We start from the raw sequence: 23,752 nt of genomic DNA, 5'->3' as shown, positions 1-23,752 counted from the left end.
AGCCCATTTTGCGCAATCGCCCGAGGGACGGCCGCCAGACATACTGCGGCAACCCGCTGATATCAGGCTAGAAACGGATACAGCAAGCTCCTTGCTCCGCGCCGCTCAATTGTTCGCGTAACGCACCAAACAACTCACGGCCACACCCCACATGGAAAGCGGAGATATCCGGTAATGCAGGGTGGCGAGCCGCCAGCTCTGCTTCATCCACCAGCAGTGAAAGTTCCCCGGTGATGCCATTAACCCGCACCCTGTCACCAGGACGAATTTTTGCCAATAAACCACCACAATAAGCTTCTGGGGTGACATGAATGGCCGAGGGCACTTTGCCGGAGGCTCCGGACAAACGGCCATCGGTGACTAACGCGACCTTAAACCCACGATCCAGTAATACCCCCAGCGGCGGCATCAACTTATGCAATTCCGGCATACCAATAGCCCGTGGCCCCTGATAACGCACCACCACCACGCAATCGCGGTCCAGCGCACCGGATTCAAAAGCTGGCCCGACATCATGCTGGCTTTCAAATATCACCGCAGGCCCTTCAATAATCTGATGATCATGAGGAACTGCCGAGGTTTTCATCACTGCGCGCCCCAGATTGCCACTCAATACTTTAGTACCGCCATGGGGCGAGAAAGGGTTGGTAAGACTGGCAATGACGGAGTCGTCCAGTGAGTGATCCGGCCCACTGCGCCACTGTAACTGACCGGCGTCCAGACAGGGTTCTTGCGTGTAGCGTTGCAAACCAAATCCCGCAACGGTATGCACATCTTCGTGTAGCAAACCACCTTGCAGTAACTCTTTTACCAGCAATGCTACCCCGCCGGCGGCCTGGAAATAGTTAATATCCGCCGGGCCATTAGGGTAAATGCGGCATAGCAACGGAACCACTTCTGACAGTTCGGAAAAATCGTCCCAATCAATGATAATGCCCGCCGAGCGCGCCATCGCGACCAAGTGCATGGTGTGATTCGTGGAGCCACCGGTGGCCAACAGTGCCACAATGCCATTCACCACCACTTTTTCATCTACCAATTGGCCGACGGGCAGGTAATTACCACTGGTTTGAGTCAAACGCGTGACCTGACGAGCCGCTGCTGCTGTCAATGCATCCCGCAGTGGCGTATTGGGCTGAATAAAAGAAGAGCCGGGCAAATGCAGCCCCATGACTTCCATTACCATCTGATTCGAGTTGGCTGTGCCGTAAAATGTGCAAGTGCCAGCACTGTGATAAGAGGCCGACTCCGCCTCCAGCAGCGCTTGCCGGTCGACCTTGCCCTCGGCATACAGTTGGCGCACGCGCACTTTTTCTTTATTGGGCAAGCCGCTGGCCATTGGCCCCGCCGGAACAAAAACCGCCGGTAAATGACCAAATGACAAAGCGGCCATCAGCAACCCCGGCACAATTTTGTCACACACCCCAAGATACAAAGCGCCATCAAACATATTGTGTGATAAGCCGATAGCCGCAGACATAGCAATAACATCGCGGCTCATCAGCGACAGCTCCATCCCATCTTGCCCCTGAGTCACGCCGTCGCACATGGCAGGAACACCTCCCGCCACTTGACCAACTGCGCCCACGTCATGCAGCGCATCTTTCAATTGCTGGGGATAATGCTCATAAGGTTGATGGGCTGACAGCATGTCGTTATAGGAGGTAATGATGGCAATATCACTGCGCACCATATTCTTCAGTGCGGCTTTATCCTCGGGTTGGCAAGCCGCAAAACCATGGGCCAGATTGCCGCAAGCCAGTTGTGAACGGTGAACCGTATTTTCTTTTGCCGCACTGATTCGTTGCAGATAAGTCGTACGGGTCGCGGCAGATCGCGCCATAATGCGCTGCGTCACGCGGGTGAGGGTCGGGTTCATCGCCATTCCTTATTCGCTCAGTGGAGCCAAAAGCTCAATACTGCCCGCAGGCAGGCCGATAAAGTCTGCCAGCACCTGCAACAGTAAATTGTGATCATCCAGATGTGGCGCGCCAGAAACATTCACGCTGCCAATAATTCCCGCCTGTTTGACTTGCAACGGGAAGCCGCCCCCCAGCGCAGCATAGTCCCTTAAGCTGACACCATAGCGCGCTTCAAGAGAGGTCTGGCGCTGTTGCAACATCAGCCCTGCGGCATAAGAACTGGTGCCGAGTAATTCCACAACATTGCGCTTGCGCCGCAGCCAATCAAGGTTTTCTGCACTGGTGCCGGACATGGCATAGCTGAATAATGTTTGCCCATTTACCGTGATATTGATAGCCAGCGCCACGCCTTGTAATTCGGCTTGCCGCTTTATTTTCTCACCCAACTGCCAGGCAGTTTCATGATTGAAATGCATCAATTGCAACAGTTGTTGATGCTGTTGGCAGTGGGTAAGTTGCTGTTGTAAATTCATGAGATTCTCCGGTGATATCCCCAAAGTTATTGGCGTTTCTGGTAGGCGGCAATGCTGTTTCCAGCTAATACCGCCTATCAGTTTAAGCGCGTTTGGCTTTAGCTAAGCCTTTGTCAGCAATACCTTTTCCTTTTGCAGTGATTTCAACATCACACTCTTTTGGCAAGGTTAAGGTAATCAGCCCGGCAATAATTAATGAGCCAGCTAACATGCACACCGCCGCACTTTGGCCATAGAAGAAAATCATAACGCCGACCAAATACGGGCCACAGAACCCGCCTAAATTACCCAATCCATTAATCACACCACGTGCGCCACCGGCAACTTCAGGCACCGCAATGCGACCTGGAATTGACCAGAATGGGCTGGTCGCGGCTTTGAGGAAGAATCCGCAAACCACCAAGGCCATATAAGAGATCAACACGTTGTGACGGAAAATAACCGAGGTCACCAGACCGGCGGCAAAACAGAACAAGGAAATCATAATCAGCAAGCGGCGCTTGCCGGTTTTATCCGATAACGTGGAAATAACATAGATACCGGCGGTGGTGGCAATAAAGGGTAGAATTGCCAGTATCCCGACAGAGGCCATATTGCCACCGGTCAGATTTTTCAAAATAGTCGGCAACCACAAGGTGTAACCATAATCCCCGGTTTGATAAAAGAAGTTCAGGGCAACTAATTTCATTAGGCCTTTATTCAAGAAAACGGCTTTTAGCGGCGCATTGGTTACTGGCGCATCCTGCATCCGCTCTGCCCGTTCACGCGCAAGCTCTGTCACCAGATAATCGCGTTCTTTTGCTGATAACCATTTGGCTTCTTCTGGTCTGTCACTGATAACAAACCACCACATTATCAACACCACTGCTGACAGCGAACCTTCGAGGAAGAACAGCCAGCGCCAGTCTAACGCATTGATAATAAAGCCCGATAAAGGTGCTGTGAACATGCCACCGATAGGGGCGAACATCATCACGAATGCATTGGCGCGGCCAATCTCACGTTCCGGGAACCAGTTGCTCACCATGGTCAAGACCACCGGTAACATGCCGCCCTCAGAGACCCCTAGCACAAAGCGCAGGAATAATAATTGATAATGGTTAGTAACAAAGCCGGTCAGAATGGAAACAATGGCCCAAACCGCAAGGGAATAAGCAATGAATTTTCTGCCGCTGCCATGAACAGCAATACGGCCACCGGGTACTTGTAAAAATAAATAACCAATAAAGAAAATACCGCCCGCTAAACCAGCCATTTGACTGGTAATAGCCAGATCACTCTCCATGCCACCCGGTAGTGCAAAACTAATATTAACCCGGTCCATAAAAGAAATAATACAAGCAATCATTATTGGCACAATAACGCGAAACCAACGGGCATTAGGGATCTTACTGTCCATATAAACACGCCTCATGATAATAGCAAAGTATTACCCTGCACCAGGAATAATGATGCAGAGTATGGCGAAAGCAAATAAGGGATATTTGCTGTTATTAATTAAATATCACTGATGTATTTTTATTATCGCTAATAATCAATTTATTAATAAAATGCTGTTAATAAGCAATGGCAGTGGGTGCTTTTTCACCTGAAAAATGGGCATGAATATTTGAGAATACGATATCGCTCATTTGAATTCGGGTTTCTATGGTGGCACTGGCGATATGTGGCAATAATACAACATTGTCCATTTCAATTAATGCCTGTGGCACATTAGGCTCATCTGCAAATACATCCAAACCTGCCCCACCGATTTCTTTTTGTTGCAATGCACGGATTAAATCATCTTGATTGACCATACTGCCACGAGCAATATTGATCAGAAGTGCATGATTGGGCATGGCGGAAAAAATAGCTTTATCAATCAAACCAATACTGTCTTTTCCTCCTGAAATAGCCACAACCAGAATATCGCTTTGCTTGGCAAGGCTGATTAAATCTGGAACATATTGATATGGCAGGCTTTGGATGTGCGCGGTGTCAGTATAGGCAATTTGCATATCAAAACCGGCGGCGCGGCGAGCAATAGCTTGACCAATACGGCCCATACCAAATACACCCAGACGTTTGCCAGTCACTTTCGATGATAATGGTAAATTGCTGTGCGGCCATTGCCCGGCACGCAAGAATTTATCAGCCTGACAGAGGCGGCGTGAGGTCGCAATAATAAGCCCCAGAGCAGTATCAGCCACATCATCAGTCAATACGCCGGGGGTTGTGGTCACGATGATATTGCGCTCGCGGGTGGTGTCCAGGTCCACAGCATCCGTGCCAACACCGAAGATTGAGATAATCTGCACTTCTGGTAATAACGCCAGCACTTCGTTGGTCACACCAATATCACCACGGGTCACAATACCTTTAATATTCTTGCCCTGTTCTGCAAAAAACTCAGCAGTATCCGTAACCTGAAAAAGTTTGTGGACAGTGAAATTTTGTTCCAACTTCTCCGTCAAATAATCCATTACTGGGGCAATAATCAATACAGCCTGTTTGAAAGAAGATGGTTTGCTGTTTTTCATAACGAGTACCTGATTAGGTCAATAAATCAAAAACCAGAATGGCGACGGATAATCATCGGATGACAGAGCCATTCAGCGAATGTCGTTATGAGACCTGTTTTCAATGTTTTATTTTGTGATGCAGGTCACTGTAAATCATGTTAAGAAAACATGTTACCGGTAACGTGATCGACCTATCATTGATCTAGCTGAATTGTTTCAGCTCATCAAGTCAGGGTTAATGATTGATATAACGCCTTAATCAAAATGTTATGAATTGGCGTTATTTGTTATCCCCAGGGATATTATTATGGCGGGTCATCAGGAAGGAACATTCACGGCTACTGAACAGAACAATGGCCGTGATGAATGATTAGCATACCTCTCAGCCACTGAGGAAATATTAGATAGTCCCGCCGAGTGAAATGCGATAATGCAAGTCAACCTGTTCAATTGTCGGGATTTTTTTTATTTTCTTGATCAAGATTTCAGCAGCTACTTTGCCCATTTCAAAACGCGGGGTGGTGACACTGGCCAGCACGGGTGTGGTTGCCTGGCCGATATCCAGCCCATGAAAACCGGAAATGGCCATTTCCGCTGGCACCGAAATGCCTAATTTCAAGCATTCTTGTAACACCCCCACCGCCATGTCGTCATTGGTACAGAAAATAGCATCAACTTGGGGATACATTTGTCGTGCCAATGCCAACATCCCGGCACCAATAGAGACTGATGAGACTTTGTTGGGAGTAATATGCAGTGGCGCAAAACCTGCATCACTCATTGCTTGGCTATATCCTTGATAACGTTTGCGATCCCGGACATCAGACATGGAACCAAAATAGACAACATTTTGTTTTCCACTCGCCAGTAATGTCGCCGTCATGTCGTAGGCGGCCTGATAATTATTAAAACCTACTGTAATGCGGTTGAATTGTGGTTCCAGATCCATCACTTGCGCTACTGGTAGCTCTGAAGCATTCAGATACTTATCCGCACGTAAAGTATGCTCAGAATCGGTGAGTATCAATCCGGAAATTTGACAGGAAAGCAGGTTAACTATCTGTTCTTCTTCACGTTCTTTATTGTAGTTATAGTTAACCACCAGAGTCTGGTAGCCACTGCTGGCCGTGACTGACTCAATACCCGCCAGCAAGTCGGAGAAAATCTGGTTATTAAAGGAAGGCACTAAGATACCAATTCTCGGGCTTTTTTGGTTGAGGCCAGTTTCCCCGTCTGAATCAGCACTGTAATTGACCTCAGCCATGACTTGGGCAATGCGTTCGCCGGTTTCGGGAGCCACTTTTTCCGGCGTGCGCAGGTAGCGGCTGACGGTCATTTTGGTCACGCCGGCTAGTAACGCGATATCCTGTAACGTAACACGCTGGTTTTTCATGGCATATACCTGAAACAAGAGTGCGAAATGAATAAAGTGATTATGCACTGTTAGCGGCGGTAATGAAAAGTATGTTACAAGTTTAAAATGCAATAACAATCATGCTTTCTATTATTTAGTTATATTATTATCAATAAGTTAACCAGATTCACCATCCATAAATGGGCAAAGACCCCACAAATAGTCGTATTTTCCTGTCCTCAAGGCGATATCGCTCACGTAAGCGGTAACAGCTTGCCGTAACATGATTTAAAGTGATCTCCATCACAGTTTAGTAAGGCGGAAAACGGTTTGATAAGCACATGTTTTCAAGCAGTCATATTTATTGGAAGTTTAGATTTTATCACTGCTGTTGTTATTAAATTAATCAGCCATCAATTATATTTATTTTATATGTCGCTTCATTAGCGCCATCAGGAATTCACTATGAAGAATTTATTTTCGTTAGAAAACCGCAAAGTATTAATTACTGGGTCCGCTCAAGGTATTGGATTTCTATTAGCGAAAGGCCTTGCTGAATTTGGTGCAGAAATAATAATTAATGATATTACGGCAGAGCGAGCAGAAAAAGCAGTCGCCGAATTACGTGCCAGCGGTTTTATTGCTCATGCAGCCGCATTTAATGTGACTGACCATGATGCTGTTAATGATGCTATTGCGCAAATAGAAAGTAGCATTGGTGCTATTGATATTTTAATTAACAATGCCGGTATTCAGCGCCGCCATGCTTTTACCGAATTCCCAGAAAAAGATTGGGACGATGTGATCGCGGTAAATCAGAAATCAGTATTCTTGGTTTCACAAGCGGTCTCCCGCTATATGGTTAAACGCCAACGCGGTAAAATTATTAATATTTGCTCAATGCAAAGTGAATTAGGCCGCGACACTATCACGCCATATGCCGCATCTAAAGGGGCGGTGAAGATGTTGACCCGCGGAATGTGTGTTGAGCTGGCCCGATACAATATTCAGGTCAATGGTATCGCACCGGGTTATTTCAAAACGGATATGACAAAAGCGCTGGTGGATGATAAAGCCTTCACCGATTGGTTGTGCAAACGGACACCTGCTGCTCGTTGGGGTGACCCGGAAGAGTTAATTGGCGCGGCGGTATATCTGTCTTCCAAAGCATCTGACTTTGTTAATGGTCACCTGTTGTTTGTCGACGGTGGGATGTTAGTGGCGGTTTGATCTTGGTACTGAATCTGCGGGGGGTATTAGCTACGTTCTCTTGCCCAAATCCCTTACCACCTACCCGTAACCCATTACTTTGGTTAGATAACTCGTCAGGTACAGAGGAACATTATGTCAGGTAAATGCATTATTGTTATGGGCGTATCCGGTACAGGAAAATCCTGTGTTGGACAGGCGCTGGCACAGGCACTTTACGCCAAATTTATTGATGGCGATGACCTGCATCCTCGCGCCAATATCCAAAAGATGGCATCAGGCCAGCCGTTGAATGATCAAGATCGCGCTCCCTGGCTTGAGCGGTTAAGTGATGTGGCGTACAGCCTGCAACAAAAAAACGAAGTGGGTTTTTTAGTGTGCTCAGCACTGAAAAAGCAGTATCGCGACCGTCTGCGTGAAGGTAATCAAGGGATTCGCTTTCTGTGGCTGACGGGTGACTACGATTTGGTATTGCACAGAATGCAGCAGCGGGCTGGGCATTTTATGCCGGAGAGCCTGTTAAAGAGCCAGTTCGCGACACTAGAAGCACCTGATGCCCGTGAGCCGGACATCATTCCAATCGATATCTCGCCTGACATTGCCGGTGTTGTTGAGCACTGCATTGCCGCACTGGCACAAGAAAATAACGTCAGTCACTGTGCTTAAGCACCCGGCATGATGTATACGCAGAAATATAGGAATAGTTATGATACTTGATGAATTGAAAAGCGCGGTGAATAACCCACTTTATCCGGATGCTATCCGCCGTACACTGGCCGCTATCAGTAAGATGGATTTAGCCAATCTGCCCGCAGGTGAGCAAGACATTGAAGGCCGTGAAATTTACCTGAACCACATTATTGCCGCGACCAAACCCTTGTATGAGCAAGCCCCTGAATTGCATCGTTATTACATTGATATTCATATTTTGTTGGAAGGCAGTGAGGTCATTGGCGCGTCACCATCGACTCAGGGCCAGCGCCCGACCATGAATTTTGATACCGAGCGGGATTACGGCTTGTTTGAGGGGATTAGTACCGAAACGTTGTTAACACTGGCTCCGGGTGATATCGCACTGCTGTTCCCCGGCGAGTTACATCGGCCAATGGGGACTCTGGGGGATATTGCGCCGCTGCGCAAAATTGTGGTGAAGGTAGCAGCGCATCTTATTTGATCGAATAACTCTTTCGGTCGTTAGCGTTTCACCGTTCACCTTGCGCAAGTGAGGTGAACACTAAGCGGTGATTAACCACAGTTAGACGCGTTCTTACGGCAGACGAATTCATTAATACAGCGATCGAATAGTATCAAACTTAGCTTTAGTTCCTCTAAAGTTCCTCTGACCAAAAATCACAACCCACTGTTTTTTTTTCATAAATAATATTTTACCTAAGACACACAAGTTTTGTAACAATCAACAAGTTATGATCTTTTATGAGGTCAAACAGTCAGATGAACCTTTTTTTGATAGTATCTGCCCTAATGTACCCAAAGATGCCATATCGTGTGTCTACCGTGGTAAACGCTAATATATAAAATTAACCTCTGAGCTTTATCGATGCCTCAATCACTTTGTTATAGGCGTTATCAATTGCATTTTTGCTCAATTCGCAAGAGTTTCTTAGAGTATTAAATGACAATGGCTCAAAATTACCGCTACTCGTATATCCAAAAACTGAATATGCTTCATTGAAAGAATGTCCGCCGCTATAGCTGAGCCATGATGCTGTAGCGAGTTTCGCATCATCCATAGGAAAGTCTACGTTTTGTGATTGTAGTTTTCTAAAAAGAAAATGCAGGATGTTAGAAGACCCAGACATACCTATCCCAATGGTTCTTTCGCTGATTAGCGCCTTAGCATCGTACTCAGTCAAATCGTCGCCAGCGGTAGGGCGTAGGTACTTATCTATAGGGCGGATCCCATGACCAATTATTGGCTCATTGATTGAAGAAATATTTTTTTGATGTGGAAGGAGTAATCCGTATGCCTCGGTCCTTAAATTTTCTTTCGAAGCAAAAGACTCAAACAGTTTTCTTTGTGATTTTATTTTATCCACGTAATGCTTAGATGCTGAATTTTTAATTTCTAACATTCCATTCGCTTTCACAATATATTTAACAGCTATAGATAGAACTAAAGGAACCGAATATTTACCTGAAAACCTCATCATCTCAATAAAATCATCTGGTTCTTCATTCTTCATGAACTTATTTGAAGATAGTAAATTATATCGCCACAATGGGGGATCTTTACGCATTAGGTCTGCAATATCTTTACATAAGGATTTCTGTTCAAGTCTTGGCATATTTGAAAAATCGTCAATAATTAATGAGGAAATTAACTGCCTGACTTTAACCATGTTATCATTCGGATTATCAACAATACATTTAGAAATCTCCGTTTCAAAAAGTCGGCCATAATAATTGTCATTTCTTTTGGTGATATAGGTGTATTTCTCTATAGTATCTATTACATTGTCAATTTCTTGAATAAGTTTAGGATTAGCGCCAACTTTAATTCGTATCAATTCAATTGTATTATATGATGATTGTCGGGAAATTGTCCCATCCATCCATGTGGACGCAATTAAATTTTCCAATCCCTCTTTATTTGATAGGAACTCACTGGAGGTTCTTATTAAACCAGCAATGGTAATCAATGCCTCCCCAGGAGTCCTTAACTTATTGTCCGCTATCTGTGGTGTTTCACTTAATGGTTTAATTCTATTATTTATAATAATATTATAATTTTTTTCTGTTATATTTTCTTGTTTAAAATACTTTATCTTGCCCGTACCATCAAATTCTATTTTACTTTTTAATTTGATAGCTGCTTTAGGGTTAATAGTTATGCCAATTAGATCACAGGATTGACCGACATTTAAAGTATTAGTATTTGCCACTTTCGATAATACATTTCTTAAAAATGAGGTCACTCTCATTTTAATTGATCTTGCTTTTTTCATGGAGGATATTGTATTTTTTAGTTCTTTTATTTCATATGTGACTTTATCTCCTGACAAAATAGAATCGGGATTCTTAGGTAGTACAGAAGATACAATATTTGGTATTCTTCCTTGTGAATTTATAACTGACATTAATTAATTCCAATATGTACGGGTTAATAGTAATTTTAATTTTTTACCACTCACATTTTTTTGTCTATCATAAATCGCACATTTAGTTTAGCCCTAGCTCCCCATGCCGCCAACCACAAGCCACTATTCTTCATCGCATAACCAAACACCACGCCAACCAACAGTGAAACAATCACCAGCTTCCAATCACCATTGCCAGCAAAAGTTGCGCAAGCGCCGATAAAAGTGCCGGGAACAAATGATAGCCACTGCTGACAGGCTTGGATACACATCAAAAAAGCCACAATCCCCGTCAGAACATAGCCAAGGATGGTCCATTCAGGCTGCAAAGCACTTCCCTGAATAATCATCATCGCCCAGAATACCCCACTCACACAGGTTAGCAGCGTGATAAGCAGCCCCTTCAAACCACCCTGTGGGCAGGCAAAGTATGCGGTACACCCCAAGAACCCCGCCCAACTGATAAGCCCCAGGCTGACCGCAACCCAACCCCAGATACCTGAGAGAATGCCGGTGGTAATGGCAATCATCAGAATAATGTTCATCAGTATTTACCTGCGCAAAAAACGTTAAGAGAAATGTGTGCTGAGTGAAAGTTGCGCAGTTTACCCGAATTCTGGGGGTAATTTGTCGATTTAAATCACAATAATAGTGAAATAATTAATTTTGTTTCATGAAATTAGTGATATTAATCACAAATAATCCCGCGTATTTTTCTTTTAAATCTTCTTAATTCCGTGGGAAATCTGCTCTGGCGACCAGAACGGCTAACAGTAAACACACCGGGGCGGCGACAATAAATAACGTGTTTGCCGCAGTGAGCAAGCTGCTGCGGTCAATAATCACCCCCAGCAGCACCGGCACCCAATTAGCGGTATAGGCAATGACATAGAACAGCGACAGCAAACGCGCATGACTGGCTTTCGGTGAAATCAGGTTCACCAGTGCGGCGCTACCGACAAAAATAGTGCCAAATGCATACCCCGTCATCACCATACCCATCCCCGCCAAAAGCAATGAATGGAAGTGAACTGCCGCCGCGAAAGCTATAACAGCAAACCCTTGCGCTAAGCAACCGGAGTAAAGTGAGAAGCGGCTGTCCAGGTTGCGGCTGACCAATTGGCAGATACCGGCAATCACCAGATATAGCGCGATAACATAGCCAAACAGCCCTTTGCTTTGGACAGATAACAGCTGTGTGGCAATGGCCGGCCCAATCGCCAAAATACTGGCGGCAACAGCCCAAGAGACGAACAGTGCCGTCGCGCAAAGAAAAAACTTACTGCCGGTTAGCTGCAAACCGGAAAGCAGTGTGCTGTCTGGCGAGCGCGGCACACTTGCCGAGTGAGTGACTGCCGCCGTCATCTGTTTTGGCCAAAAAAATGCCACTCCCAATGCAGCGGCCGTAGCCATCATAATAATTAAAACAAACGGCACTACCGTTGGATGAAAATCGGCCTGTAATGACAAACTACTAAATACCGGCCCTAAAGCCAGGCCCGCTGTAAAGGATAATGTCGCAATCAATGCCGCGCGCTTACCGCCATCAGGTGGGCAAAAGCGAATTAGCGCCAGATTTGATGCTCCCGTCAGAGCCCCGGTGCCAATACCCGCCAATAACCGCGCCATAAACATCAGATTGAAAGAATCGGCAACAGCAAATAACAAAGCACCGGTAAGCACAGCGCCCAACGCGGGCAACATCATCAACCGCAGGTCAGCCACCCTCCCGGCCAAATTCCCCACGGCAAACAGGGAAATCAATACTCCCGCAGCATAAGCGCCGTAAACTAGGGTCAGGCTGACTGAAGTTAGGGCCAGATGTTGTTGATATAGTGGATAAAGTGGCGTTGGCGCACTGCTGTTAAGTAACGCCGCCGTTAATGCGAGCGCAATGAAAAACAGCACCGAAAAATAGGATACTGCCGAGTGGCTAACGGGTGCCGTGCGGGTTAAACCCTCGCTCATGATTGACTCCTGAAACTGCGCGATAACATCACGGATATCATGCGTTCGCTGGTAAGTACGATAAGTTGGAAACAGCGCATTATACGGGTGACATCGGCAGACCCGCATTTACAAAAATGCATCAGGGTGATGCATTTTTTTCTCAGTCTGATGACTGTTAGCTATAATCTCCGGCTATCCCACTTAACAACCTAGAGATGCTATCAATGAATTGGGATGATGCCAGATTCTTCCTTGCCGTCGTGCGCAAAGGCAGCTTACGCCAGGCCGCCCATGAGCTGCGGGTGGATCAAGCCACCGTTGGCCGCCGAATCACAACATTGGAAGCGGTTTTGGGTGCAAAGCTTTTTATCCGCACACCAAAAGCGTTTACCCTCAGCCCGCTGGGAGAGCGGATGTTGGCCGATGTTATTACTATGGAAAACGCCGCTCAGAGCATTGGTCGAAAAGCCGCCAATAGTGATAGCCAGTTGCAAGGAGTGGTGAGCATCGCCACCACTGACACTCTGGCCGAGGCCTTTGTGCTACCTGCCCTCAAGCAGTTGCGCCAGCAATATCCTGAAATTACACTACGAGTGCTGACCGGCATTGATATCTCTGATATTGCTTATCACAGTGTTGATCTGGCGATTCGTGGTCTGCGCCCAAATGATAATGAATTGGTTATCAAGCGGTTAACAACTATTGAGATGGGGCTGTATGCCACCCATGATTATTTAGCCCGGCACGGCATGCCGCGCAGTGGTGAGTTTTTTTGTGGTCACCAACTGCTGTTATTCCCGCAGCAATCCGTGCCGCGCCACTGGCAAGCGCTATGTGGCGAGCCGTTGGAAAATCCCAATGTGGTGCTGGAAAGTAATTCCCAACAATTGCTGCGTTCTGCCGCACGCAAGGGGGCGGGAATCGGATTGCTGTCATCTTTTCTGGCAGATAATGACGCTGAACTGGTGCGCATCTGGCCTGATAAATGCGATTGGGTGGATATCTGGCTGGTGGTTCACCCTGATGTACAGCGGGCGGCCAGAGTACGTGCGGTGATAAATGCACTTGAGATAAGCTTTAGCGGTGCCAATCCGCCGCAATAGCCCATAAAAACAAAACCCCCGGTGAGCCAAAGCTCACAAGGGGTTGGAATCACTGACTTAACAATGAATTACATCAGTGGTTGAGCAAACTGCACCAGCGAAATCAACGGCTGCGGGTAGACACCCAGGAACAACACCAAAATCGCGGAAATCAGCACCACCACACCACCGGCAGTCAATGCCCAGTTGCTTGGTGTATCACGGACTAATGTCTCCGGCGCGCTGAGGTACAGGCTGACAGTGACGCGCAGGTAGTAATACAGGCCGATAGCACTGCCTAAAACCACTGCACCGGTCAGCCACCACAGGTTCGCGCTCACACCCATTGCCACAACAAAGAACTTACCGATAAAGCCCAGTGTCATTGGAATACCCGCCAGTGACAACATCATCACTGTCATCACCGCAGACAGAATTGGCTTATGCCAGAACAACCCGCGGTAGGAGAACAGGGATTCCGCATCCGGGCCTTTGTACGGGCTGGACATCAGACTGACAACCCCGAAAGCCCCCAAGCTGCTGAACAGGTAACCGGCCAGATAGACGCCGACGGTTTCCAGTGCCAACTGATGGGTTTGTACCGCCACCAACGCAATCAGCAAGTAGCCAAGGTGCGCAATAGAGGAATAGCCCAGCAGGCGCTTGATGTTGGTCTGGCTGATAGCCATCAGGTTACCAAACAGAATCGATGCCACAGCAATCAAGGAGAGCACTAAACGCACCGCTTCACTGTCGGCGGCTGGCGCATACAGGAACAAGCGCATCACCACCGCAAAGATGGCAATCTTACTGGCCGTCGCCAGGAAAGTAGATACCGGGGCAGGTGCGCCCTGATACACATCCGGCGTCCACAGTTGGAACGGCACCAATGACAATTTAAAGCCAAGCCCCACGATCATCATGCCCAGACCGGCTAGAATCAGCGGCTGGTGGATGGTGGAATCACTCAGGCTTTTGCCGAGGCTGGCAAAAGACAAACTACCGGACTCTGCATACAACAGCGCCATACCAAATAGCAGGAATGACGATGCCGCCGCAGACAGCAGCATGTATTTGATACTGGCTTCCAGTGAGCGCTTCTGGCGATAGGCATAACCAATCAAGCCAAACAACGGCAAGGAAATCAGTTCGATACCCAAGAACAGTGAGGCCAGATGATTGGCACTGGCTAGCAGAATACCGCCCATTGTCGCAATCAGCACCAGCAAGTAGAACTCTTCACGGTTATCCGGATAGCCATTGAGCCATGGATAAGCAAAGGTGCTGGTCGCCAGACTGGCAACAATCACCAGCCCGGTATAGAACATCGCGTAGCCGTCAACCCGCATCAGCGGCGTGACATCCATCGGCCCGACCTGGCCGACAAAGTAAAGTGACAGCAGTGCCAGGTTAAGCCCGATAACCGTCAGAGTGGCGTTGATAAAGTGATCGCGTCGCCACGCAATGGACAGCATCACAACCACCACCGTCAATCCGACGATCAACAGCGGTAGCATTGCGATCAGTTGTTGAGGAGTTATTGTCATGGCGAATTACGGCCTTGTAGTTGTAATAGATGGTACTGGAATAGATGAAGCTGAGAACCATTGCTGTACATTACTCATCGCAGCATGGGAGGTGTCGAGAATTGGCTGCGGGTAAACCCCCAGCAACACTAACAGCACCACTAACAGCAGGATGATGGACAGTTCCCTTGCACTCATGCCCGGCAAAGCCTCTTCTGACTTTGGTGCGCCGTAATAAGCACGTTGCATCATAATCAAAGAGTAAACCGAAGCAAAAACCAGCCCGAAAGTAGAAATCACGGTAATGACCGGCACCACCTGGAAGCTGCCGAACAGGATCATGAATTCGCCGACGAAGTTACCGGTACCCGGCATCCCCAATGTTGCCACCGCGAAGAACAGCGACAGCGCAGGCAAATACTTGATTCGACCCCACAGGCCGCCCATCTGGCGCATATCACGCGTATGCAAACGCTCGTATAACTGACCGCAGATGATGAACATCCCGGCGGCAGACAAGCCGTGAGCAATCATTTGGATGACCGCACCCTGGTAAGCCAGTTGGCTGCCGGTATAGATGGCAATCAACACAAAGCCCATGTGCGATACGCTGGTATAAGCAATCAGGCGTTTGATATCGGTCTGGCAGAACGCCATCCACGCACCGTAGAAGATGCCGACAACACCTAACCACATGGCGATTGGCGCAAACTCAGCGGATGCATTCGGGAACAGCGGCAAGCTGAAACGCAGCAAACCATAAGCCGCGGTTTTCAGCAAAATCCCCGCCAAGTCGACAGAACCCGCCGTTGGCGCCTGACTGTGTGCATCTGGCAACCAACCGTGCAATGGCACCACCGGCATTTTTACCGCAAACGCGATAAAGAAGCCCAGCATTAGCAGATATTCAACATTGTGCGACATCGGGGTGTTCAGCAACTCTTCGTAGTTGAACGTCCAGATACCAGTGGCGTTGTAGTGCACAAACACCAGCCCCAAAATGGCAATCAGCATGATAAGGCCGCTGGCCTGGGTATAGATGAAGAATTTGGTGGCCGCCGCGATTCGGGTTTTACCGTCGGATGCTTTATGACCCCACAAGGCAATCAGGAAGTACATCGGCACCAACATCATTTCCCAGAAGAAGAAGAACAGGAACATGTCGATGGCGAGGAACACGCCGATTACCCCACCCAGAATCCACAACAGATTCAGGTAGAAGAAGCCCTGATTGCGCTGAATTTCACGCCACGAACAGAGAATAGCCAGCACACCCAGTAGGCCCGTCAGCACCACCATCAGCAGAGACAAACCATCTAAAGCCAGATGGAATGAGATGCCGAACCGTGGGATCCACGGCAAGGTGAATTCTGACTGCCACTGCGGAATACCCGCCGGGTTCATCAGTGAATAGTTGCCCTGCACCCATAACTGCAAGGAGAGCACCAATGTCAGCCCCATCGCGAGTAGCGCTATCCAGCGCGGTACTCTGGTACCGAAGCGCTCACACTGCCAAGACAGTAAGCCGCCGATAAAGGGGATAAGAATTAGCCAAGGTAATAGCATGGCGTTTTGTGTCCCTAATTAAACGAAAAGCAACAGAGCCAGTACAACGACTGCACCCAAACCCATAGACGCGACATACCAACGCACCTGTCCATTTTCACTAACGGTCAGACCACGATTACTCCAGCGAGAAAGCACCGCTGGGGTATTCATCAGTGAGTTCAGCGGATCACGCTGTATCAATTTTGCAATCCACAGATATGGACGGACAAACACGTTATGGTACAGCCAGTCGAAGCCCCACGCGTGGAACCACCAGACCGTAAAGAAGCGGCCCGGCGCACTTTGCGCAATGCTGTTGACCAGTTGACGTTTGCCCAAATACAGGAACGCGGCCAATGCTATGCCAATCACCACCAGCACGCCGGAGAAAATTTCCAGCGGCATTTTGCCCTCTTCACCGAAGTGAAGCTCTGGCAATACACCAGCCAGCGGTGGCGTTATCAGCGCGCCAACAAAGGTCGACAGCACCAGCAACACAATCAGCGGCAGGTTATGAGTGATCCCTTTGACTGGATGCGCTTTAGTTTTTGGCTCGCCATGGAACACAATGAAGATCATCCGGAAGGTATACAGCGCGGTGAGGAATGCCCCAACCAGCCCCGCAACCATCAGGTTGATATGGCCACTGGCCAATGCGCCCCACAGAATTTCGTCTTTACTGTAGAAGCCCGCGGTGACGACTGGCAATGCAGCCAGCGCCGCGCCACCCACAAGGAAGCAGATATACACCAATGGAATAGTCTTACGCAGACCGCCCATTTTGAAGATGTTTTGCTCGTGGTGACAGGCCAGAATCACGGAACCCGAGGAGAGGAACAGTAATGCTTTAAAGAATGCATGGGTCATCAGGTGGAAAATAGCGGCATCCCACGCCTGAACGCCGAGCGCCAGGAACATGTAGCCAATCTGGCTCATGGTGGAATAGGCCAAGACCCGCTTGATGTCGGTTTGTACCAGTGCGGCAAAACCGGCCAACACCAAGGTAACCGCCCCGATAATCCCCACCAGATGTAGAACTTCTGGCGCCATCAGGAACAGGCCATGGGTACGGGCAATCAAGTACACACCCGCAGTGACCATGGTGGCCGCATGGATAAGTGCAGAAACCGGCGTCGGGCCAGCCATCGCATCAGCAAGCCAAGTTTGTAATGGCAACTGCGCCGACTTACCGACCGCACCACCCAACAGCATTAGCGTCGCCCAAGTAATGGCGGTTGAGCCCATTTCCAGTTTCTGCGGTGCTAACACCATTAACTCGCGAATATTTAGCGTGCCCAGCTCTTGGTAAAGAATGAACAGCCCGATGGCCAGGAACACGTCACCCACGCGGGTCACGATAAAGGCCTTCATGGCCGCCGCACCATTAGCCGGATTGGTGTAGTAGAAGCCGATCAGCAGGTAGCTGCACAGACCCACACCTTCCCAACCCAGATACATCAGCATCAGGTTATCCGCCAGCACCAAAACCACCATACTGGCGATAAACAAGTTGGTGTAGGCGAAGAAACGGGAGTAGCCCTCTTCCCCACGCATATACCAAGAGGCATACATGTGGATAAGGAAGCCCACGCCAGTGACCACAGACAGCATGGTCAGCGACAGGCCGTCGAGTGTCAGTGTCAGCGGAATGTTGAAAGTACCGACCGACATCCAGTTCCACAGGTGCTGATTGAAGACCTGAACCCCGGTTGCCTTTTGGCTGAGGAAGTCCACTGCTACATACAGTGTCACCAACGCAGTCAGGCCAATCGACCCGACCCCGACCGTGGCGGCGGTATTTTCAGACCAACGCCCACGGGAAAATGCCAACAGCAAGAAGCCCAGCAGTGGCAGCAGAATTGTTAAATATAATAGGTTCATCCGCGCATCTCACTGACTGTGTCGATATTCAGAGTATGACGGCGACGATACAGCTGTAACAGCAATGCCAGGCCAATACTGGCCTCCGCTGCCGCCAGCGTGATCGCCAGGATATACATCACCTGACCGTCAGCCTGACCCCAATAACTGCCCGCCACCACAAAGGCGAGCGCCGCTGCGTTGATCATCACTTCAAGGCTTATCAGCATAAACAGCAGGTTGCGACGAATTATCAACCCCGTCAGCCCTAGCACAAACAGAATGGCCGCTAAAATCAGGCCATGTTGTAGAGGGATCATGCTTGTTCCTCCGTTTTTCTTTTCGCGCTTTCGCTTGCGCCCAGCACTTCACCCGGCTTGTGTTCGCGCCCGATATGGAAGGCAACGACCAGACCGGCCAGCAACAGCATTGAAGCCAGTTCCACCGCCAGTACATAAGGGCCAAACAGGCTAATACCGACCGCTTTGGCATCGACCATTTCGCCGCTAATACCGGTGTCTGTGACTGAGCTAATGGCATAGATCAGGACTGACAACAACACCAGCGCCAGTAAACCTGGGCCAATCCACAGAGTGGGCTTCAGCCAATCGCGCTCTTGTTGCTCGACATTGCCCAAGTTCAGCATCATCACCACAAACACGAACAGCACCATAATGGCACCGGCGTAAACAATGATTTCTAGCGCACCGGCAAAGTAAGCCCCCAGCGAGAAGAACACCGCCGAGATAGCCAGCAAAGAGATAATCAGGTACAGCAGCGCATGTACCGGGTTGGTGTGAGTGATAACGCGAATAGTCGCCACCACTGCCACCAATGCTGCAATATAAAATGCAAATTCCATGGATGCTGGCTCCTAAGGCATCAGACTTTTAACGTCGACAGGTTTGGCTTCATTTTCGGCTTCGCCTTTCTGCTTGCCGTCAATCGCCATACCGGACATCCGGTAGAAGTTATATTCCGGATATTTACCCGGCCCCGAGATCAACAAGTCTTCTTTCTCATACACCAAGTCCTGGCGTTTGAATTCACCCATTTCGAAATCCGGCGTCAGCTGGATAGCGGTTGTCGGGCAAGCTTCTTCACACAGACCACAAAAAATGCAGCGGGAGAAGTTGATACGGAAGAACTCCGGATACCAGCGGCCATCTTTGTGTTCAGCTTTCTGTAATGAAATACAGCCAACCGGACAGGCAACCGCGCACAGGTTACAAGCAACACAGCGCTCTTCACCGTCAGGGTCGCGCGTCAGCACGATGCGGCCACGGTAGCGCGGCGGCAGGTAAACCGGCTCTTCCGGATACATTTGGGTTTCGCGCTTGTGGAAGGCATGGAGGCCAATCATCCACAGGCTGCGCACTTGGGTGCCGAAACCAACCACTAACTCTTTCAACGTCATGGTTCATTCACCCCTTATTGAGCGTTGTACAAAATGACCGCGGCAGTCGCCAGCAGATTCAGCAGGGTCAACGGCAGGCAAACTTTCCAGCCGAATGACATCACTTGGTCATAACGTGGGCGCGGCAAGGATGCACGGATCAGAATGAACATCACCATGAAGAAAGCCGTTTTCAGCGCAAACCAGATAAATGGCGGCAAGAACGGGCCTTGCCAACCACCGAAGAACAAGGTGACTATCAGTGCGGAAACAGTCACGATACCGATGTATTCACCGACGAAAAACAAACCGAATTTCATACCGGAATATTCAATGTGGTAACCATCGGCCAGTTCTTGTTCAGCTTCTGGCTGGTCAAAGGGATGACGGTGACAAACCGCAACACCCGCAATAGCAAAGGTCACAAAACCAAAGAATTGCGGGATAACATTCCAGACGTGCTCTTGAGAGTTAACAATATCCTGCATGTTAAATGAGCCAGCTTGCGCGACCACGCCCATCAAAGATAAGCCGAGGAACACTTCGTAGCTCAGGGTTTGCGCTGAAGCACGCATCGCCCCTAACAGAGAATATTTGTTATTACTGGACCAACCGGCGAACAGCACGGCGTAAACCGCCAGCCCCGCCATCATCAGGAAGAACAAAATACCAATATTGAGATCCGCAACCGCCCAGGTCGGGCTGACCGGGACGATAGCGAAAGACAGCAGCAGCGAGGTAAAAGCAATCACCGGTGCTAAGGTAAAAATAGCCTTGTCGGAGAACTTCGGTACCCAGTCTTCTTTGAAGAACATTTTGATCATGTCAGCAACCAGCTGCAATGACCCGCCCCAGCCCACACGGTTTGGCCCGTAACGGTTCTGGAACAAGCCCAGCAAGCGGCGCTCACCGAAGCTCATAAATGCACCGCAAGTCACCACGACCAGCAGAATCACCACCGCTTTCAGGACAGAGATTAAAATCTCAATCAATTCAGGGGTAAACCAGCTCATAGCACTGCCTCCCGCAGATTCTCAACGCGCGCACCCACCATAATCGGCGGAATACCCGGTAAGCCAAGCGGCAAGCCGACCTGACCCTGAGCCAAGGTTTCACTCAAACGCACTGGCAGACACAGAGTCTGACCGGCACAGTTGAACTCCACCAGCGTACCGAGGTTAACCCCGAGACGGGCTGCATCCGCAGGATTGACCATCACATAAGGTGCTGGCATGCGCTGCTGGATGACATCTGAACGCTGAGACATCTCTTCACTACCAAACAGGTGGTAGTAAGGTGCAATCTGCCAGTTTTCGCTATTGGCGGTAAAGGCAGCCGGCACTGAATCAAAGTAGCCGAGTGTTCCCTCCCCTGCTTCAATCAGACGAATACCCGGGTCACCAAAGCGCAGCTTGCCGCCCACTTCTGCCTGGAATTTGTTCCATGCTTGCGGTGAGTTCCAGCCCGGAGCCCAGGCAAATGGGATCTGCTGACGGTCAGCTAATGGGCTGTTGTTCCCTTCCATCGAGAAGGCAAACGGCGTGTCGATATCCTGCGGCTGACGCGGTTCGTGCACACTGATATCCGCGCGCATGGCAGTACGGCCACTGTAACGAATCGGCGAACGCGCCAGTTTTTGACCACGGATACGGAATGTTGCATCCGGCGCGGCTTCAACAATCCCTTCCAACTGCGGCAATGCAGCCACACAAGCTTGAATCACATGGTCAAGCTGGGTCCAGTCTACGTGGCGGCTGGTATAAGTTGAGTGCAGCGAATGCAGCCAACGCCAGCTTTCCAGCATAATGCTGTTGTTTTCCGGTTTTTTCGGATCGTCATAATAGGTTGGATCATAAACTTGGAAGAAGCGCTGAGCGCGGCCTTCCTGATTGACCAGCGTGCCGTCGCTTTCAGCAAAGCTAGCAGCAGACAGAATCAAGCTGGCTTTATCCATAATCTCGGTGCGTTGATGATCAACTACAATCAGATTCGCTGTTTTCTCCAATGCGGCATCGACTTTGTCTTTTGCTGCATGGCGATACAGGTCGTTTTCCATCACGATAACGCTGTCCGCATCACCTTGGGTCAACAACTCTAATGCTTGATCCAGTGAACCACCGCCAATCATGGAGAGACCGATACTGTTGGCGGCGCTGGCAACAAAGGTGATACCAACGTCAGAGCCACGACCTTTCAGGGCTTTCGCCACGTTGGCTGCCGCTTCAATGATGGCATCGCTACCTGCACTGCTACCGGTAATAATCAGTGGTTTCTTCGCACCGGCCAGCGCCTGTACGATAATATCCACTTTGCCTTTCAGCTCTTTCGCCAAATCATCAACCACCGGCGCAGACTCATCTAACGCGTGGGCGATAGCGAAACCTAAACGGGCTTGATCATCAACAGGCGCGCGATAGTTCCAAGCGGCGATATCATCCATGCGGGTGTTATCCACATTGGTGATAAACAGCGGATGCTTGGCATGCTGACCAATGTTCATAATGGCGGCAATCTGCCAATCCGCCACTTTCTGTGCGGCGGCCATTTCACGGGCTTTGCCTTTCACTGCCTGACGAACTGACAATGCGATACGTGCGCCGGTCTGAGTCAAATCTTCACCCAGAATCAGCACCGCATCGTAGCTTTCAATTTCTCGTAATGCTGGCGTGTAGATACCGCCTTCGCGCAGTACTTTCAGCATCAGTTGCAGCCGTTGTTGCTCGCTTGCGGCGATACCAGTATAGAAGTTTTCAGCACCCACCAATTCACGCAACGCAAAGTTGCTCTCCAAACTGGCGCGTGGTGAACCGATACCGATGGTTTTCTTCGCCTGACGCAAAATATCTGCCGCACCTTGCATCGCCTGTTCGGCGTTCAGGTGGATCCAGTCATTGCCACGCAATTGCTGCGGCTGACGTGGGCGATCTTTGCGGTTGACGTAACCATAACCAAAACGACCACGGTCACACATGAAGTAGTGGTTCACGCTGCCGTTATAGCGGTTTTCAATCCGGCGCAATTCACCATAACGTTCGCCTGGGCTGGTGTTACAACCCACGCTGCACTGCTGGCAGATACTTGGCGCGAACTGCATATCCCATTTACGGTTATAACGCTCGGAATGGGTTTTATCGGTGAATACACCGGTCGGGCACACTTCTACCAGGTTACCGGAGAACTCGCTTTCCAGCGTGCCGCTCTCGGTGCGACCAAAATAGACGTTATCGTGCGCGCCGTAGACACCAAAGTCAGTGCCATCAGCATAATCTTTGTAGTAACGCACACAGCGATAGCAGGCGATACAGCGGTTCATTTCATGAGAGATGAACGGGCCGAGATCCTGATTTTGGTGAGTCCGTTTGCTAAAGCGATAGCGGCGGAAACTGTGGCCGGTCATCACTGTCATATCTTGCAGATGACAGTTACCCCCTTCTTCACAGACCGGGCAATCGTGCGGGTGGTTAGTCATCAACCATTCAACCACACTCTCACGGAACGCTTTGGCTTCACCGTCATCAATGGAAATAAAAGTTCCATCGGTGGCTGGCGTCATACAGGACATCACCAAACGCCCACGAGTGTCGTCCGCGTTTTGGTATTGCTTTACCGCACATTGGCGGCAAGCGCCGACGCTTCCCAGCGCCGGATGCCAGCAAAAGTAAGGAATATCGAGTCCCAGGGAGAGACAAGCTTGTAACAGGTTATCGGCCCCGTTTACGTCGTATTCTTTGCCGTCTACATGAATCGTAGCCATATCAGCATGCTTCCAAGTGGCCTGTGCGTGAACACGTTTAATGTCTGTTGCGCTCGGTGATACTTCGTCAAAAATC

General features: G+C 49.2%; 20 protein-coding genes. 4 read left to right on the top strand and 16 right to left on the bottom strand.

Annotated features, from left to right (window positions below; translation table 11 throughout):
• Window positions 1–67 precede the first annotated feature (67 nt).
• From edd to F0T03_RS07650, 5 genes are all read right to left on the bottom strand, one after another.
• The gene (edd, locus tag F0T03_RS07670; protein WP_162526910.1) at window positions 68–1,879 is read right to left on the bottom strand and encodes a phosphogluconate dehydratase; all 1,812 of its coding nucleotides are present in this window, start codon (window positions 1,877–1,879) and stop codon (window positions 68–70) included.
• Between the two features lie 9 nt (window positions 1,880–1,888).
• On the bottom strand, window positions 1,889–2,395 hold the full coding sequence (locus F0T03_RS07665; RefSeq protein WP_159677633.1) for a heme-degrading domain-containing protein: 507 nt from the start codon (window positions 2,393–2,395) through the stop codon (window positions 1,889–1,891).
• Window positions 2,396–2,477: 82 nt separating this feature from the next.
• On the bottom strand, window positions 2,478–3,794 hold the full coding sequence (locus F0T03_RS07660; protein ID WP_145555693.1) for an MFS transporter: 1,317 nt from the start codon (window positions 3,792–3,794) through the stop codon (window positions 2,478–2,480).
• A gap of 157 nt (window positions 3,795–3,951) precedes the next feature.
• Window positions 3,952–4,917, bottom strand: coding sequence for a 2-hydroxyacid dehydrogenase (locus F0T03_RS07655; protein ID WP_159677631.1), 966 nt, complete (start codon window positions 4,915–4,917; stop codon window positions 3,952–3,954).
• Window positions 4,918–5,299: 382 nt separating this feature from the next.
• Window positions 5,300–6,292, bottom strand: a complete 993-nt coding sequence (locus F0T03_RS07650) for a substrate-binding domain-containing protein (protein WP_159677629.1) — start codon at window positions 6,290–6,292, stop codon at window positions 5,300–5,302.
• Window positions 6,293–6,718: 426 nt separating this feature from the next.
• Here F0T03_RS07650 and idnO point away from each other — a divergent pair, with 426 nt between their 5' ends.
• The 3 genes from idnO to F0T03_RS07635 all read left to right on the top strand — a co-directional run bounded on the left by idnO (window position 6,719) and on the right by F0T03_RS07635 (window position 8,636).
• Complete coding sequence (idnO, locus tag F0T03_RS07645; RefSeq protein ID WP_145555696.1) at window positions 6,719–7,483, top strand: gluconate 5-dehydrogenase; 765 nt, start codon at window positions 6,719–6,721, stop codon at window positions 7,481–7,483.
• A gap of 114 nt (window positions 7,484–7,597) precedes the next feature.
• The gene (locus tag F0T03_RS07640; protein ID WP_145555697.1) at window positions 7,598–8,128 is read left to right on the top strand and encodes a gluconokinase; all 531 of its coding nucleotides are present in this window, start codon (window positions 7,598–7,600) and stop codon (window positions 8,126–8,128) included.
• A 40-nt stretch (window positions 8,129–8,168) separates the two neighbouring features.
• A complete protein-coding gene (locus tag F0T03_RS07635) occupies window positions 8,169–8,636 on the top strand; it encodes a NanQ anomerase/TabA/YiaL family protein (RefSeq protein WP_159677627.1) in 468 nt (155 codons plus the stop codon).
• Between the two features lie 364 nt (window positions 8,637–9,000).
• Here the strand turns inward: F0T03_RS07635 and F0T03_RS07630 are convergent, their stop codons facing one another.
• The 3 genes from F0T03_RS07630 to F0T03_RS07620 all read right to left on the bottom strand — a co-directional run bounded on the left by F0T03_RS07630 (window position 9,001) and on the right by F0T03_RS07620 (window position 12,528).
• The gene (locus tag F0T03_RS07630; RefSeq protein WP_159677625.1) at window positions 9,001–10,560 is read right to left on the bottom strand and encodes a hypothetical protein; all 1,560 of its coding nucleotides are present in this window, start codon (window positions 10,558–10,560) and stop codon (window positions 9,001–9,003) included.
• A 50-nt stretch (window positions 10,561–10,610) separates the two neighbouring features.
• The gene (locus tag F0T03_RS07625; protein WP_159677623.1) at window positions 10,611–11,105 is read right to left on the bottom strand and encodes a DUF1097 domain-containing protein; all 495 of its coding nucleotides are present in this window, start codon (window positions 11,103–11,105) and stop codon (window positions 10,611–10,613) included.
• A 184-nt stretch (window positions 11,106–11,289) separates the two neighbouring features.
• Complete coding sequence (locus F0T03_RS07620) at window positions 11,290–12,528, bottom strand: MFS transporter (RefSeq protein ID WP_159677621.1); 1,239 nt, start codon at window positions 12,526–12,528, stop codon at window positions 11,290–11,292.
• Between the two features lie 206 nt (window positions 12,529–12,734).
• Between F0T03_RS07620 and F0T03_RS07615 the strand changes: the two genes are divergently transcribed.
• Entirely contained in the window at window positions 12,735–13,613 is an 879-nt protein-coding gene (locus F0T03_RS07615) for a LysR family transcriptional regulator (protein WP_159677619.1), read from the top strand.
• A gap of 68 nt (window positions 13,614–13,681) precedes the next feature.
• On the opposite strand, the gene nuoN is transcribed toward F0T03_RS07615, so the two are convergent.
• From nuoN to nuoG, 8 genes are read right to left on the bottom strand one after another with little or no spacing between them, the layout of a single operon-like run.
• The gene (gene nuoN, locus F0T03_RS07610; RefSeq protein ID WP_145554998.1) at window positions 13,682–15,139 is read right to left on the bottom strand and encodes an NADH-quinone oxidoreductase subunit NuoN; all 1,458 of its coding nucleotides are present in this window, start codon (window positions 15,137–15,139) and stop codon (window positions 13,682–13,684) included.
• 6 nt (window positions 15,140–15,145) lie between these two features.
• Window positions 15,146–16,684, bottom strand: coding sequence for an NADH-quinone oxidoreductase subunit M (gene nuoM, locus F0T03_RS07605; RefSeq protein ID WP_145554997.1), 1,539 nt, complete (start codon window positions 16,682–16,684; stop codon window positions 15,146–15,148).
• 18 nt (window positions 16,685–16,702) lie between these two features.
• The gene (nuoL, locus tag F0T03_RS07600) at window positions 16,703–18,547 is read right to left on the bottom strand and encodes an NADH-quinone oxidoreductase subunit L (RefSeq protein ID WP_159677617.1); all 1,845 of its coding nucleotides are present in this window, start codon (window positions 18,545–18,547) and stop codon (window positions 16,703–16,705) included.
• The gene (gene nuoK, locus F0T03_RS07595; protein WP_005159229.1) at window positions 18,544–18,846 is read right to left on the bottom strand and encodes an NADH-quinone oxidoreductase subunit NuoK; all 303 of its coding nucleotides are present in this window, start codon (window positions 18,844–18,846) and stop codon (window positions 18,544–18,546) included. Before nuoK ends, nuoL begins: the two co-directional genes overlap by 4 nt.
• Window positions 18,843–19,388, bottom strand: a complete 546-nt coding sequence (gene nuoJ / locus F0T03_RS07590) for an NADH-quinone oxidoreductase subunit J (RefSeq protein WP_145554995.1) — start codon at window positions 19,386–19,388, stop codon at window positions 18,843–18,845. The genes nuoK and nuoJ overlap by 4 nt, the downstream gene beginning before the upstream one ends.
• A gap of 12 nt (window positions 19,389–19,400) precedes the next feature.
• Entirely contained in the window at window positions 19,401–19,943 is a 543-nt protein-coding gene (gene nuoI / locus F0T03_RS07585) for an NADH-quinone oxidoreductase subunit NuoI (RefSeq protein WP_159677615.1), read from the bottom strand.
• 14 nt (window positions 19,944–19,957) lie between these two features.
• Window positions 19,958–20,935, bottom strand: a complete 978-nt coding sequence (nuoH, locus tag F0T03_RS07580) for an NADH-quinone oxidoreductase subunit NuoH (protein ID WP_145554993.1) — start codon at window positions 20,933–20,935, stop codon at window positions 19,958–19,960.
• Complete coding sequence (gene nuoG / locus F0T03_RS07575; RefSeq protein ID WP_159677613.1) at window positions 20,932–23,676, bottom strand: NADH-quinone oxidoreductase subunit NuoG; 2,745 nt, start codon at window positions 23,674–23,676, stop codon at window positions 20,932–20,934. The genes nuoH and nuoG overlap by 4 nt, the downstream gene beginning before the upstream one ends.
• Window positions 23,677–23,752 lie beyond the last annotated feature (76 nt).

The organism is Yersinia canariae (assembly GCF_009831415.1).
Classification (GTDB): Bacteria; Pseudomonadota; Gammaproteobacteria; order Enterobacterales; family Enterobacteriaceae; genus Yersinia; species Yersinia canariae.
This window is presented reverse-complemented; position numbering and strand designations above follow the sequence as displayed.

What these genes read in the sequence shown, in the direction of transcription:
- edd (WP_162526910.1), bottom strand. Translation starts at nt 1,879, where the DNA reads ATGAACCCGACCCTCACCCGCGTGACGCAGCGCATTATGGCGCGATCT.
- F0T03_RS07665 (WP_159677633.1), bottom strand. Translation starts at nt 2,395, where the DNA reads ATGAATTTACAACAGCAACTTACCCACTGCCAACAGCATCAACAACTG.
- F0T03_RS07660 (WP_145555693.1), bottom strand. Translation starts at nt 3,794, where the DNA reads ATGGACAGTAAGATCCCTAATGCCCGTTGGTTTCGCGTTATTGTGCCA.
- F0T03_RS07655 (WP_159677631.1), bottom strand. Translation starts at nt 4,917, where the DNA reads ATGAAAAACAGCAAACCATCTTCTTTCAAACAGGCTGTATTGATTATT.
- F0T03_RS07650 (WP_159677629.1), bottom strand. Translation starts at nt 6,292, where the DNA reads ATGAAAAACCAGCGTGTTACGTTACAGGATATCGCGTTACTAGCCGGC.
- idnO (WP_145555696.1), top strand. Translation starts at nt 6,719, where the DNA reads ATGAAGAATTTATTTTCGTTAGAAAACCGCAAAGTATTAATTACTGGG.
- F0T03_RS07640 (WP_145555697.1), top strand. Translation starts at nt 7,598, where the DNA reads ATGTCAGGTAAATGCATTATTGTTATGGGCGTATCCGGTACAGGAAAA.
- F0T03_RS07635 (WP_159677627.1), top strand. Translation starts at nt 8,169, where the DNA reads ATGATACTTGATGAATTGAAAAGCGCGGTGAATAACCCACTTTATCCG.
- F0T03_RS07630 (WP_159677625.1), bottom strand. Translation starts at nt 10,560, where the DNA reads ATGTCAGTTATAAATTCACAAGGAAGAATACCAAATATTGTATCTTCT.
- F0T03_RS07625 (WP_159677623.1), bottom strand. Translation starts at nt 11,105, where the DNA reads ATGAACATTATTCTGATGATTGCCATTACCACCGGCATTCTCTCAGGT.
- F0T03_RS07620 (WP_159677621.1), bottom strand. Translation starts at nt 12,528, where the DNA reads ATGAGCGAGGGTTTAACCCGCACGGCACCCGTTAGCCACTCGGCAGTA.
- F0T03_RS07615 (WP_159677619.1), top strand. Translation starts at nt 12,735, where the DNA reads ATGAATTGGGATGATGCCAGATTCTTCCTTGCCGTCGTGCGCAAAGGC.
- nuoN (WP_145554998.1), bottom strand. Translation starts at nt 15,139, where the DNA reads ATGACAATAACTCCTCAACAACTGATCGCAATGCTACCGCTGTTGATC.
- nuoM (WP_145554997.1), bottom strand. Translation starts at nt 16,684, where the DNA reads ATGCTATTACCTTGGCTAATTCTTATCCCCTTTATCGGCGGCTTACTG.
- nuoL (WP_159677617.1), bottom strand. Translation starts at nt 18,547, where the DNA reads ATGAACCTATTATATTTAACAATTCTGCTGCCACTGCTGGGCTTCTTG.
- nuoK (WP_005159229.1), bottom strand. Translation starts at nt 18,846, where the DNA reads ATGATCCCTCTACAACATGGCCTGATTTTAGCGGCCATTCTGTTTGTG.
- nuoJ (WP_145554995.1), bottom strand. Translation starts at nt 19,388, where the DNA reads ATGGAATTTGCATTTTATATTGCAGCATTGGTGGCAGTGGTGGCGACT.
- nuoI (WP_159677615.1), bottom strand. Translation starts at nt 19,943, where the DNA reads ATGACGTTGAAAGAGTTAGTGGTTGGTTTCGGCACCCAAGTGCGCAGC.
- nuoH (WP_145554993.1), bottom strand. Translation starts at nt 20,935, where the DNA reads ATGAGCTGGTTTACCCCTGAATTGATTGAGATTTTAATCTCTGTCCTG.
- nuoG (WP_159677613.1), bottom strand. Translation starts at nt 23,676, where the DNA reads ATGGCTACGATTCATGTAGACGGCAAAGAATACGACGTAAACGGGGCC.